This is a genomic window from Anaerocolumna xylanovorans DSM 12503, assembly GCF_900143645.1.
Taxonomy (GTDB): domain Bacteria; phylum Bacillota; class Clostridia; order Lachnospirales; family Lachnospiraceae; genus Anaerocolumna; species Anaerocolumna xylanovorans.
This window is the reverse complement of record NZ_FRFD01000003.1, coordinates 356,519-370,877: the sequence shown is the minus strand read 5'-3', so window position 1 is coordinate 370,877 and position 14,359 is coordinate 356,519. Positions and strand designations below refer to the sequence as shown.

General features: G+C 39.9%; 9 protein-coding genes. 4 read left to right on the top strand and 5 right to left on the bottom strand.

What is annotated here, in order from left to right; all coding sequences use genetic code 11:
* The first annotated feature begins 26 nt into the window (after positions 1-26).
* A complete protein-coding gene (locus BUF11_RS01695; RefSeq protein ID WP_242952292.1) occupies positions 27-611 on the top strand; it encodes a nitroreductase family protein in 585 nt (194 codons plus the stop codon).
* 147 nt (positions 612-758) lie between these two features.
* Here the strand turns inward: BUF11_RS01695 and BUF11_RS01690 are convergent, their stop codons facing one another.
* From BUF11_RS01690 to BUF11_RS01685, 3 genes are all read right to left on the bottom strand, one after another.
* Positions 759-1,211 carry a chemotaxis protein CheX gene (locus BUF11_RS01690; protein ID WP_073587070.1) on the bottom strand — a complete coding sequence of 151 codons (453 nt, stop codon included), beginning with the start codon at positions 1,209-1,211 and terminating at the stop codon, positions 759-761.
* A 50-nt stretch (positions 1,212-1,261) separates the two neighbouring features.
* Positions 1,262-1,435 (bottom strand): hypothetical protein, encoded by a 174-nt coding sequence (locus BUF11_RS24220; RefSeq protein WP_175561968.1) that lies wholly within the window; start codon positions 1,433-1,435, stop codon positions 1,262-1,264.
* A 285-nt stretch (positions 1,436-1,720) separates the two neighbouring features.
* Positions 1,721-4,105: a beta-galactosidase gene (locus tag BUF11_RS01685; RefSeq protein ID WP_073587069.1), complete on the bottom strand. Its 2,385-nt coding sequence runs from the start codon at positions 4,103-4,105 to the stop codon at positions 1,721-1,723.
* A 586-nt stretch (positions 4,106-4,691) separates the two neighbouring features.
* Here BUF11_RS01685 and BUF11_RS01680 point away from each other — a divergent pair.
* From BUF11_RS01680 to BUF11_RS01670, 3 genes are all read left to right on the top strand, one after another.
* On the top strand, positions 4,692-7,382 hold the full coding sequence (locus tag BUF11_RS01680; RefSeq protein ID WP_073587068.1) for a sensor histidine kinase: 2,691 nt from the start codon (positions 4,692-4,694) through the stop codon (positions 7,380-7,382).
* Positions 7,375-8,109: a response regulator gene (locus BUF11_RS01675; protein ID WP_073587067.1), complete on the top strand. Its 735-nt coding sequence runs from the start codon at positions 7,375-7,377 to the stop codon at positions 8,107-8,109. Before BUF11_RS01680 ends, BUF11_RS01675 begins: the two co-directional genes overlap by 8 nt.
* A gap of 375 nt (positions 8,110-8,484) precedes the next feature.
* Positions 8,485-10,503 carry a KUP/HAK/KT family potassium transporter gene (locus BUF11_RS01670; protein WP_073587066.1) on the top strand — a complete coding sequence of 673 codons (2,019 nt, stop codon included), beginning with the start codon at positions 8,485-8,487 and terminating at the stop codon, positions 10,501-10,503.
* Positions 10,504-11,066: 563 nt separating this feature from the next.
* On the opposite strand, the gene BUF11_RS01660 is transcribed toward BUF11_RS01670, so the two are convergent.
* Both BUF11_RS01660 and BUF11_RS01655 read right to left on the bottom strand, forming a co-directional pair.
* Entirely contained in the window at positions 11,067-12,938 is a 1,872-nt protein-coding gene (locus BUF11_RS01660; protein WP_084558401.1) for an alpha-glucosidase, read from the bottom strand.
* Between the two features lie 6 nt (positions 12,939-12,944).
* On the bottom strand, positions 12,945-14,318 hold the full coding sequence (locus BUF11_RS01655; protein WP_073587064.1) for a glycoside-pentoside-hexuronide (GPH):cation symporter: 1,374 nt from the start codon (positions 14,316-14,318) through the stop codon (positions 12,945-12,947).
* Between the last annotated feature and the right edge of the window lie 41 nt (positions 14,319-14,359).

Genomic DNA, 14,359 nt, shown 5'->3' with positions numbered 1-14,359 from the left:
TTCGGCTGCGGATAGGAGGATTCACTGTGATTGAGAACGAAGTATTGAACAGTATCCATGCGCGCAGGAGCACTCGAAACTTCCAGGAGCGGCAGATTGAGCCGGAATGCCTGGAAACGCTGCTTAATGCCGCCATTTGGGCTCCCAGCGGCGGAAACAATCAAACATGGCTGTTTACCGCCATTCAGAACAAGGGAATTCTTTTGAAGCTGAATGAGCTTGTGCGGGAAGGCTTCCAGCACTGGGTACCGGATGACGACTATCCCGGCAAGCTCGGAGCAAAAGCGGCCTCACAACGGGAAAGCTATAACTTTTATTATCATGCTCCTACCCTCGTTATTGCCTCGAACCGGCTAGATTATGAGAATGCAATGGCGGACTGCGCGCTCGGACTGGAAAACCTGTTCTTAGCGGCGCAATCACTTGGGCTGGGCAGTTGCTATATCAATCAGCTGCACTGGCTACGCGGCGACTCCGGCGTGCGTGAAGCCCTTTTTGAGCTGGGTATCCCCAAAAAACACACCATTTGCTCCGCTGCCGCAATCGGATATATCGGTAAGGAATCCACTCCTCCGCCACGTAAGGAAGGCACCATACGTATCATAAAATAGATATTTCTGCTATATCAGGCGAGGCTATGTTTTTCGATATGAGAAAAACACAGCCTCATTATAATTCTGTCTTTTCAAACCTCTTGTTATCTCTCCTATCTCCTCTTTCTTGAATGGTCAATAAAGATGCCGTTTGGGCCTGTCAGCTTATATATTCAGTCCAATATTAAGTTCTATTTTTCCCAGATCAGTTTCAAAATCAATCGCTAAAGTCTCAAAACTGTTAATTTCAGCGTTTTCTAAAATAACTCTGGGAGGATTGACCTTTGTTGATAACCCAAATGAAGAAAGTTTTGTTGCGGAAGAACCCGCTATCATACTGGACAATTCCCCTACTGCACTTTTAGCCATATCATCAATGGAAGTAATACTCATCCCCATCATCATTATTGATGCCAATCTTTTTGCAGTATCTAAAGGCATAGAAAGAGCTATATCGCCCTGAACCGCACCTTGAAAACAGACTATTGTCGATAAATCTAAATTCAAGTACATTTTGCTTTTCTTTTGAATATTACACCTTTTAATATTATGTACTCCGAATTGTTCCAAAGTAATATTGAAAGTCTCTAAAATAGTATTTATATACTTAACATCCATAATACTCACAAAATCTCCTTTAGCCTGCCGCATCCCTAAAGTTTTTACGGTTAATAATTTATAAAATATCCTTTTCTTTGATTAAAATCATCAATAAGCTGTAATATCTTTATTTTTTGATACATTAAGTACTGCAGCTCTTCTGTACTAATAGTACCTTCTTCAATTCTCGAATCAATATTATCTAATACGATATGTAAGTCATTGATTGTCTGTTCGCTCATATAATTTATACTCCTTATTTTGTTTATTTATTAAATTTCGACATTTTATAAGATTAATATTATAGCTCACAGACTATATACCTATGAAAATAGGATTAAAGAACTAATACCATCCGTGCATAGTATTCAAGAGAATGAGAAAGAATGGATTGATTACCGGGATATTTATTATATATTCGGAAACTCCGATCTACCTCTGGAATTGGTAGAGTTGCCTTGAAGAGATAAAAAAGATGACCGTTGAACCTGATACTCTCTTTCAACAGAGATATCTTCATGAAAATCCTATGCAAATCTTACACAAATCTCCTGCTTTCCTTTTTTTACAGCCTGAATAACGGTAAGTCCTTCTTCCCGGCCGACTTCATAATCTTCCGCATGAATCACCGTTCTGTCTGTTAAAAGATAAATTTTATCTACAGACTGACTAAGCCTGAAGGTAATGCTGTTTTCATTCATACCTGTAATCTCTGCTGTGGATTTTACAACTGTTGCAGCAGGAGTTCTAACATTTACCGGTAAAATAAAAGATTTTTTATCCCCTAGCATGAAGTTCTCAAACAGAGATTCCCCGTTTATTTTTATTGCAATATTCTTATCCATACAGTCTAAATTCATTATATATACAAGCTTTTGTCCATCCTCCGATTCCGTCTGTGCAATGTAGATTCCCTGACGGTAATATTCTGCCGAAAGTCCTGCATGGATGCCAAGCATGTCAAATATTTTTCCCCAGAACTGCATCCCGGCAGGATAATCGCCTGTAATGGCACAGATTGTTCCCATTCCTACCGGTTTCACCATTCCGCACATTTTACCGCTTCCGTATACTTCCAATATTGCAGAATCGTCCTTGGGAAATGCCTGTGCAAACTGTCCGCATTGCATGGGGGCAACACCAGTGAGATTGCCGCAAGCCTGCATGGAAAGAAAATATACCGGCTGGAAGGTTTCAATATACTGAGGCTCTTTCATCCCAAACGCATCCTTCAGGATTGTACATGGAATAGCTTCCATATTATATTCAGGCACCTCTCCATACAGTATTAGTTTTCCGCCTTTTTCTGCAAAATCAACCAATTTCCGTTGGATGTCGCCTGCCATATATCTGGCAGAAAGAACTACCAGCGCCTTTCTCTGCTTAATCTCATCGTGCTGAATATCAGCAGCATCAAAACTGATATGATGTCCCAGCAGCGCTCGTCCGATATTGTCAATCTGCCCTGCACAGCGCAACCTTTTCAAATTCCGGAATAATGCCTGCATTTTCTCTGATTTCGGATAAACTGCTTCTGTAAGGAAATAATCAGGAATAAATGCCATACTCACATCATCCAATACCTGTTTAGAAGAGCCTATCAATTCATTTAAAGCATGAATTGACTTTGCTGTATCTGCAATATACCTGAAAGAGTAATTGTGTGTTCCGTCCGGCTGCACCGGTGCATTAAATCCATGAAGTTCGCCGGTAAATGCCATTCTTGCGTTCCCGTCATCTTCCGGGTGATGAAGCAAATAGTTTTCGCCGCCGCTAAACACGTAGAAGCTGAGCATACGTGCATTTTGAGAAAGACACATCAGCATTTTCTGGGAAGTGGCGCTTGGGTGGAAACGCATTCCATTCAAAGAACAGTAGGGTCCATCGCTGCACTCAAACTCGATAGAAGTCAAAGGATTTTCTTTTTTATTCATAACATCTGTCATTGCATTGATTACATATAAATCCTGGTATTTTCCTTCTGTCGGTTCGCCTAAATATACATCTGTACCGCTGATTAATCCTTCGTCCTGATTATAAGCCTCATATAGCTGGCTGATTCCCAGCGGAAAATCAAAGATTCTTGCTTCTCCTGTTCCATGGATGTTGATAAAAAACGGTGTGTCATGGACACCGCATTCTTCTGCATATGTTTTCAGTTCTTTCACATAGCGTACGTAATAAACCCTCATAAATTTTCCAAAATCCCGGTGGAACTCCAAAGAATAAGGTTCTTTCGGGGATCTCATGGCTGCAAATACCGCAGTCTCGCCCTGCTTCCAGAAGGGATAACGTAATTCCAGTTCCTCTTCACTGTATCGGGAAGCAAGATACTCTGACATCATGCGCAGTACATTGTCATTGAGAGTAGGATGATTTGTTACCCAGTTCAGCATACCGATTTCATTATCAAGCTGTACCCCTATAATATTTCCGCCATTACATTGCAGTCTGGGCACAATGATTTCCATGACTTTCATGTACCATTTCCGGCATTCTGCCAAATATCCCGGATTCAGATAATCTATGGTATTGCATGGTCTTTGCTCTCCGTCAAAGCCCACCGGCACCGCTGCAGGATGTTTTTTTCCCACCCAGTATGGGATTCCTTCTTTTTTAATCTCTGCCATAATGTATGGGCCGGGTCTTACAAAAAAATGCAGTCCGTTCTCCTGGCACATGTCAATAAACGCCCCCAAATCCAAATTATCTTCGAAGCAATATTCCCCTTCCTCTTCTTCATGAAGAATCCAGGGCACATAGGATGAAATACAATTCAGTCCCATTTCCTTTGCCTCATCAATTAAATGCTGCCAGTTTGCTTTCGGCTGGCGGAAGTAATGCATTTCGCCAGATAATAAAAATATTGGTTTCCCATCAATAAAAATCTGCTTATCTTTAAAAGTTACCATATTTCTCCTCCATGATAAAGTACTCTTAATCTTTATGACATCAAATCGGTGTGGTCCATATGAGATGCTATGTCAGCACAAAACACAGTATTTGCGTATAAGTTATTATATCCATGACTGTAAATAATACACGGAAAGCTACTCCTGACCGGTTCTATATTTTCGTAACATTCTATGCAATTCTTTTCTTCACATAATATTGTTGCCAAGATTCCTGCCGGAAATTTTTTATGTGCTGCTAATGCAATAAGTGTATTCCCTTTTTTGCCCTTTCAAACAATCGGCTACATTAGTTAACCGGAGGCAGTGGCAACTTTCACGATTTTTACGACCACATTGTTCTGATCCAAAATGAAGATAATAGCCTCAAGGCTGTCCCAATAATCCGTTTTTTCAACGACACAGGATACCACCAAAGAAACGAATTAAATGACTTATATCAATTTATATTATATAATAAGCCTACACTGACTAAAGTCTATCTTAATTTAATCTTAATATCACAGGAAAAATCATAATGTTATGTTGATTTTGATTATACTATATTATAATATAAGAAGAAACTTTTAAGGAAGAGGAGGTTTAAATGGCAATCAAGCAAAACAATTCACATTCTCTGCTTGGGCAACTTTCTAATATGCCGGCCGAAAAAAAGCGTGGCCGACTGAAGATTTACTTCGGTTATGCTGCCGGTGTAGGTAAGACTTCTTCTATGTTGAGAGACGCCCATGCTGTTCAAAAAGACGGCATTGATGTGGTAGCTGGTTATATTGAACCTCATGCTCGACCAGAAACAATGGCCCTTTTAGAGGGATTGGAAAACATACCCTCTTTGGAAATAACATATAAAGGCATCATTTTGAAGGAATTTGATCTGGATAGCGCTCTACATAGAAAGCCGAAACTTATTCTTGTAGATGAATTGGCCCATACGAATGCCGAAATCTGCCGCCATCAAAAAAGATATCAGGACATCGAAGAACTGCTGCACGCAGGGATCGATGTATTTACTACCCTCAATGTACAACATATCGAAAGCTTGAATGATGTTGTGGCGGCCATTACAGGCATTATCGTGCGTGAACGCATTCCAGACAGTGTTTTTGACAGTGCCGACCAGGTCGAGCTTGTGGATTTGGAGCCGGATGAGCTGATCGAACGTCTGCATAAAGGAAAAATATACTGCGAAGAACAGGCGCAGCACACACTTTCTAATTTTTTCACGAAAGAAAAGTTGACCGCTCTCCGTGAAATCGCCCTACGGCGCACAGCTGACCAGGTCAACCGAGTCGCGGTGTTAAACTATGAACAGCCAAAAAACGATGGTTCTTATACCAACGAGCATATCTTAGTCTGTCTGTCCGCAGCGCCTTCCAACGCCAAAGTCATTCGTACTGCGGCAAGAATGGCTGAAGCTTTTCACGGTACATTTACAGCGCTCTTTGTAGAAACGTCGGAATTAGAAGATAAAAATAGAAACCAGTTAAGGGAACATTTAAGACTTGCTGAGCAGCTCGGCGCGCAGATTGCAACCGTGTATGGAGAAGATATTCCCGCACAGATTGCGGAATACGCCAAATTAAGCCGGGTTTCAAAGCTTGTCATGGGACGCTCCAGCCATACGGGAAGATGGCCGGCAAAAATAAATTTTGTTGACAGGTTAACCGTGCTGGCGCCAACTATTGATATTTACATTCTTCCTGATACACAGTCGTCCTTCAAATTAAGATTACCAAAAATCATAAACCCTTCAAAGTTCTCTCTGGTTGATTCTATCAAAACTATAGGAATTCTGATTATTTGTACTCTGATTGGTTTATGGTTTAATTCTCTTGGTTTTAGTGAAGCAAATATCATTACTGTTTATATTTTAGGCGTATTGCTCAATGCTATTATGACGAGAGGCCGGATATACAGTGCGGTATCCTCCGTTTTGAGCGTACTGGTGTTTAATTTTATGTTTACCAAACCCCGCTTTTCTTTCAAAGCAACCGATTCAGGCTATCCTATCACATTTGCTGTTATGCTGGCGGCCGCCTTTATCACCACTACACTTACAAAGCGGGTTAAAGAGCAGGCACGTCAAGCTGTGCAAAAAGCCTATCGTACGGAAGTGCTTTTGGGTACAAGCCGTAAATTGCAACAGGCAAATAATCAATCGGAAATTCTAAGCGAAACGGCACAACAATTGGTAAGACTATTGGACAGAACTGTGATTTTCTATTCTGTACAGCAAGATGGCTTGTCGGAACCGCTCCTTTTCTTCCAAGAAGGAGCAAAAACCGACCCACAGGTTTATATCCAAACGGATGAGCGTACTGTAGCCGAGTGGGTACACAAAAACAATAAGCGCGCAGGAGCTACCACAAACACCCTTTCTGCTGCTAAATGCCTATACCTTGCAGTACGCGGAAAAGACAGAGTATTCGCCATTGCAGGAATTGTCATGGACAAGGAGAACCCTTTGGAGACATTTGAAAAAAGCCTATTGATTGCCATGCTGGGAGAATGCGGACTGGCACTGGAAAAGGAATGGCTGGGCGAAACACAAAAACAGACTTCCATGCGGATGCAGCAGGAACAACTCCGCGCCAATCTCCTCCGGTCAATTTCCCATGATTTGCGCACCCCGCTTACCAGTATTTCCGGCAACGCAGGTATTCTGATGGGAAATTCCAGTATTTTAAATGAAGACCAAAAAAAGAGCCTATATACCGGAATTTACGACGATTCTATGTGGCTCATCAATCTAGTCGAGAACCTTCTTTCCATTACCCGGCTCGATAATGGTGCATTGAATTTGAATTTACAGCCCGAGCTTCTTGATGAGGTCATCGCGGAAGCACTGCTTCACGTGAATCGAAAAAGCGTAGACCATACAATTGAAACTTTTCTCGAAGATGAGTTTCTTATGGCTAAAATAGATTCCAGACTTATCATTCAGGTCATTATTAACATCGTAGATAATGCAATCAAATATACACCACCAGGATCGCGTATTACAATTTCAGCAAAAAAAAGCGGACAATTCATTCAGTTTGAAATAGCCGACGATGGTTCCGGCATTCCGGACGAAGCAAAGCCGAAACTATTTGACATGTTCTATACAGTTGATAGTATCAGCGCAGACAGTCGACGTGGACTCGGATTAGGGCTTCCTCTATGTAAATCAATTATTCACGCACATGGAGGAAACATTTATGTTAAAAATAATATTCCACAAGGTACGGTATTTAGCTTTACCTTGCAAGCAGAGGAAGTGAATATTCATGAATAAACCTTTAATACTAGTTGTAGAAGACGATAAAGCCATACAGAAACTGATTACTACTACCTTAGAAACTCAGGGATACCAATATCATACAGCCGAGACAGGCGAAGGTTCAATTTTGGAGGCTGTTTCCAAACAGCCGGATATTATGATTCTGGATTTAGGACTTCCGGATATGGACGGAGTAAATATCATAACAAAAGTACGAACCTGGTCAAATATGCCTATTATTGTAGTCAGCGCACGTAGTGAGGACCGGGATAAAATCGATGCGTTGGATGCAGGTGCGGATGATTATCTGACGAAGCCATTTAGCATAGAAGAACTTTTGGCACGGCTCCGGGTCAGCCTTCGCAGGGTTCGCTATGACAACGAAAAGTTGCAAAAGGATGCAACAATCTTCACTAACGGATTTTTGAAGATTGATTACTTGGCAGGCTGCACATGGCTGGATGGTGAGGAAGTACATTTGACTCCCATCGAATATAAGCTTATTTGTCTGCTGGCTAAGAACGTGGGCAAAGTGCTGACCCATAATTTTATCCTTCACGAAATATGGGGAGATTATGCTAACGATGTTCCTGCTCTGCGCGTTTTTATGGCAACCCTGCGTAAAAAAATTGAAAAAACGCCTTCACATCCAAAGTACATTCAAACCCATATTGGTGTTGGTTACCGGATGCTTCGGGTGAGTGAAGATTGCAAATGTACTGACTCCTATTCTGAAAATTAGAATAAACAAACTTTAACGAAAACTAACCCGTGTCTTTTCATAAGTCATGGGTTAATTTTTCGAGGAAGCCTATTCCGCTTTACCTCTTGGAGAGGAATCTTTATACCATCTTAATGCCATGTGAGAAACCTTAATCCCATCATAATGTTGTACATGTTATACTATCAAAGTATGTATCTAATATTAAAGGAAAGAAAGCGCAGCAAGATGTCCGGTAACCAGATGGGTTCTGAATGTTTCCTCTCTGCAAGTCCATTATAGACGCCCATGAAGCTTCCTGCTTGAAAGCAGTTATTGAATGAGGCAGGCTATGATGACTCTGAATCGGGCTGTTGACCTTTTATATCAAACTTTTGCAAAGGGAGTAAAAAAACGGTGGTTTTATCAAAAAAATCTAGCATAACCAAATTCACACTTGGAGGTATTCTGGTAACATTAGGTGTAGTATACGGAGATATCGGTACTTCACCGCTATATGTAATGAAATCGGTTCTTCAAGGGAACGGCGGGTTAGAAAATATATCAGAAAATTTTATTCTTGGAACTTTATCATTGGTTTTTTGGACACTCACTATTTTAACAACCATAAAATATGTTTTTATAACACTAAAAGCTGACAATAAGGGAGAAGGCGGTATTTTCTCACTTTTTACCCTTGTCAGAAACCGTTCCAAATGGCTGGTCATCCCTGCGATGATTGGCGGGTCGGCTCTATTAGCTGACGGAATGTTGACGCCAGCAGTTACGGTTACATCAGCCGTTGAAGGACTAAAACTGCTTCCAGTCTTTGAAGATTTTTTTGGAGGCAGCCAACGTAATATCGTTATCCTTGTTATTATCATAATCTGCATATTATTTTTTATTCAACACAGCGGAACAGAATTTATCGGAAAACTCTTTGGTCCTATTATGTTTTTATGGTTCAGTAGTTTAGCCGTTTTTGGAATTATAAATCTTGCAGGTAATCTTTCCTTGTTACGTGCATTATCACCATATTATGCTATTGCTATCCTATTTAGTAATGATAATAAACTGGGCTTTTTTATACTGGGCAGCATATTTTTATGTTCAACAGGTGCTGAAGCCCTCTACTCAGATCTTGGGCATGTAGGAAGAAAAAATATTTACTTCACATGGCCCTTTGTTAAGTTAAGTTTATTACTCAACTACTTTGGTCAAGGTGCGTGGATTTTATCTAAAAAAAACACTCCCTCTCATACCGTATTAGAGGATATCAATCCTTTTTATCAGATGATTCCATCAGGATTTCTAATATATGGTATCATAATCTCTACACTTGCTGCTATTATAGCTTCTCAGGCTTTAATTTCAGGTTCCTTTACACTTGTATCAGAAGCAATTAAACTGAATCTGTTTCCCAGGCTGCATACGCTATACCCATCCGCTTTAAAGGGACAACTTTACATTCCCGCAGTTAACAGGATATTATGCTTTGTCTGCATCGGAATTGTTCTTTACTTTCAAAGTTCCGATAAAATGGAAGCAGCATATGGTCTTGCCATCACGGTTACCATGCTTATGACAACAATTCTGCTCTTTAACTATATGCGGAAGAAAAAAACACCTTTTGCACTTGCAGTCATCATGCTTGTTTTCTTTATGACTTTTGAAGCCTCTTTCTTCCTGGCAAATATTATTAAGTTCTTTCACGGTGGATTCGTTGCAGTAATTATCGCTATTTCAATATTGTTCATTATGTATATCTGGGATAGATCGCATATCATAAAGATGCGTTTTCGCGAAGTTGTACCGATTGAAAATTATATTAAGCAGCTAAATCAATTGCGTCACGATCCAGATGTTCCGAAATATGCAAGTAACCTTGTATGCCTGACTAATTGCCCAAATACAAAAGAAATAGAACGTAAAATAATGTATTTTCTATTAGATAAAAGGCCGAAAAAAGCTGATGTTTACTGGTTTGTGAATGTTTACGTAACAGATGAGCCTTATCAGGCAGACTATGTAGTTGAAAAATACAATACATCCTTTATAGTAAATATACAGATAAATCTTGGCTTTCGAATTGAGCAGAATCTTAATGTATTTTTACGGCAGATATCAACAGAATTGGTGAATAATAAGGAAATTGAAAATCAATCTAATACTTATTCCATTATACCAAACCGCAAACTGGGAGATTTTCGTTTTGTATTTATCGAAGAAGTTCTTTCCAATCAATCCTCTCTCTCAGGCTGGGATTCTTTTCTGTTAAGGACCAAGTTTTTTATACAGAAGTTCACGGTTTCGCCATCGAATTGGTTTGGACTTGACACCAGTGATGTTTATATTGAAAAAGTTCCTATGATTCTTGGTCATTCAAACCGTACTGTTTTAAAAAGAAGTTCGAAATCTCCTAGTGAAAAACATTGATCGACAATATCCCAGAAGTGGCCGCTGTTTACTTTCAGGTTATTTTTTGATATGGCTGTTCCGGGGAATATAAGTGGCACAGGAACCGATTAGATTTTGTGGAGGAGGTGAGTGAATGATACCTCAAGCTAAAATAAAACAAGAAATAGAAAGCACATCCTTCTGTGTAGCCGGCTTGTCTTTCCTGTTAATTGCTTTTTATCTATTTGCAGACAAGTTCAGTCTTTCTGTTGTACTGGGCACGGTCATTGGCAGTGCTGCCTCAATCGGAAATTTTATTTTAAACATATATACCGCAAAATATTCTGCAAAATATGATCAAAAAAAGGCCGCTCATATTGTACTGCTTTCGAAAATAATCAGATCATTTCTCATGGGTATTATCGTATATTTCATATTGATGGTACCCATGGTACATAACATCACTGGCATTATTGCGTTATTTTTTCCGCAAATTAGCCGAGGGATTATTTACATAATTAAAAGCTGAAAATTGCTCCCACACAAAACTATAGTCAAGGCAAAACCCCAAAGCTTTACATTTCGTGCTTTGGGGTTTTTCACTAATTATATTTCCATATACTTGCTTCATATGGCCGTAGGAATGACGATGAATCCTCTGCATAATTCGATAGCAAACGAATCCCTTCTGGATATTTTGCCCGTTTCTTATTGGATGAGCTCAAATTCATCTCAATATACAGCGTTTCTGTTCCATCCTTACGATAATAAGTAAATAGATCTTTTTCTTTTTGATTGATAAATAGCACCTCTCCATAATAAATGACCCTATGCTCCTTACGCAAAGCAATCAATTTCTGAAAAAAACGAAGGATAGAGTTCTCATCTTGAAGCTGCGCCTCTACATTGCAATTCTTATAATCCTCATCCATCATAATCCACGGCTTCCCGGTAGAAAAGCCTGCATATTGCTGATTGTTCCACTGCATCGGTGTTCTGGCATGGTCTCTTGAACCGGCTAATATCTTTGCAAATGCCTCTTCTTTATTCATGGTGTTACATAACTCATCATAAAGATTCAACGATTCCACATCACGAAGATCCGAGGTGGACCTAAAGTTTTGATTGATCATTCCAATCTCTTGCCCCTGGTAAATAAATGGCGTACCTCGTAGTGTAAGCTGTATTACAGCCAAAAGCTTACCCAGGACGTTCCGATAGTGCCTGTCTGAATTTATTTTAGAAATCATCCGGGGATTATCATGGTTTTCATAAAACAGTGATGGCTGACAATGATTCCCGTAATTCTCCATCCAGTTAATCATATAGCTTTTTAGATAATTAAGGTCATATTGATAATCATCAAAACGTGTATGCCCCGGCGTTTCCAGATGGTCAAAGGAGAATACCATATCCAGCTCCTTTCGGTAATCAGCAGTCAATAGCTTGCTCATTTCCATTCCTGTTCCGGGAGTTTCTCCAACCGAAAAAGCATTGTACGGGATAAACACCTTCTCTTTCATATCATGCAGATATTCGTGGAGGCGGGGTCCATAGAAATAATGTTCTACCCCATGATATTCCATAAGCTTACCGATACTTTCATTTCCATCCGGTAAGCCGCTGCGCTTAGAGATATAATTAATGACATCCAGGCGAAATCCATCTACGCCCTTTTCCAGCCACCATTTTACCATATCATGAATCTCATGACGCAGGGTTTCATTTTCCCAGTTTAAATCCATCTGCTTCTTTGAGAATAAATGCAGTGCATATTGCCCGCGTTCTTCTACATAGTTCCACGCACTACCGCTAAAAAATGATGTCCAGTTGTTAGGCTGATCCTTAAAAATATAATAATCTCCATACTTGGAATCCGGTTCATGGATGGCCTTCTGATACCACATATGTTCATCTGAGGTATGGTTCACTACAAGATCCATAATAAGCCTCATGTCACGGTTATGAACCTCAGTTAATAACCTGTCAAAGTCCTCCATTGTTCCAAACTCAGCCATGATTTTATGATAGTCTCTTATGTCGTACCCATTATCATCATTAGGAGAATCATAAATTGGTGAAAGCCAAATAGCATCGATACCCAACTCTTTTATGTAATCCAATTTACTTATTATACCCTGCAGGTCGCCAATGCCATCTCCATTGCTATCTTTAAAGCTTCTGGGGTAAATCTGATAAAATACAGCTTCCTTCCACCAAGCTTTCAGAATTGCCTCATCATTGCCCTTTGCTGCTTCATGTTCCGTGTTTAAAAGTGTAAGCAAAGTATCCAGGAATCCTTCATCCAGCTGGCTTTTAGGCAGCTTCGGTAAAACCTTTAGCTTTAGATTACCTACAATCGGATTGGTAACTGCCTTTTTGCTTATATTCATTTGTAAGAGCACTCGGTCAATAATGTCCCGTCCAATTGGATTTGCATACACATCTTTGATACGACTTTTTTTTGTCAGCATAGAACATCACTCCTGTTCGCTATTTATTTCACCACGGGCAGCCAATTCCGATATTATGCTATCATACATCTGCTTATCAATTTTGAACTTCTTATAATAAACGATGTAACCGATCACAATAAAGATAAGTGGTAAAATTAACATTGCCAGCTTCATAATCAACAGTCCGGAATCAGTAACATCCCCCGGTGCCTCTGCAGCATTAATACCGGAAACAATCAAGGTCACACCAACAATCCCATTCGCAATTGCTCCCCCAATTTTATTTATAAACGGCTGTACAGAGAAGGTGATGCTTTCGTTACGACGTCCCAGCTTCCACTGTCCGTACTCTACCGTATCTGTCAAAAACATCAGCATCAGAAGCTGTATGAAGGCCTGACCGGTAAAAAGAAGGATGCCGGCCGCGCCGATAAACAGCATATTCATTGGTGAAAGGAAGAATATTACATACCCGGCTACTACCAATATAGTTGCCGAGGCATATAAAGTTTTTCTGCTGTATTTTTTTGAGAATAGGGGAAATACAGATAAGGCTGCCAGCTGTGAGACTCCGAGAATCGCAGCAAACACCGAGTACATTCCTTCATTTTTAAAAGCATATTTAAAGAAATAGACTCCAAAAGCGGTGGTAGTGCAATAACCAATCATAAACAATGCCATTGATATAGCCGTAAACAACAGCTGATCATTCTGGAATAAAATTCTGAACATTTCCTTTAATGAAGTGGACTCTTGCTTAACATTAATATTTTTATCCTCTTTCACTCCAAATACCGTAAACATAAGAAATGCCCATGTAATCAATACGATTGCGATTACTGTAATCTGCCAGGCTTTTTTATCTCCGCCCAAGGCGCCAGTAACAGGCAATACAGCAACTACGGTTGTAAATAATCCGATATTGGCACAGATTCTGGCAAAGGAACCGGTTTTCTCACGTTCCTTTTGGTCAAGCGTCAAGGAAGGAAGCATTGACCAATAAGCGATATCATTGGCTCCATAGGTTAAGTCCCAGAGAAGATAGATTACTACAAACATTATTACATATCCTGCTCCGTTTAGTCCAAAATCATGGAACAATAGAGCCGTAAAAATACCTCCAAGAATACCTCCTATCACAATCCATGGTTTAAATTTTCCAAATCGTGAGCGGGTATTATCTACTAAAAATCCCATGATTGGATCATTTACAGCATCAAATATACGAAGTATGGTCATTGCTCCCGTCATCCACCACATAGTGGAATCTGGCAAATCCAAAATATCCGTCAAAAAGAATAGAAGATACATGCTTACAATTGTATAAAGCATATCTCTGCCAATAGTCCCAAGGCCAAACATATAGCGATTATGATTTCTTTTAGTTTTTACTGCCATATTTTACTCCATTCCTGCTCATGTTTTCTGAGCATCTTAAG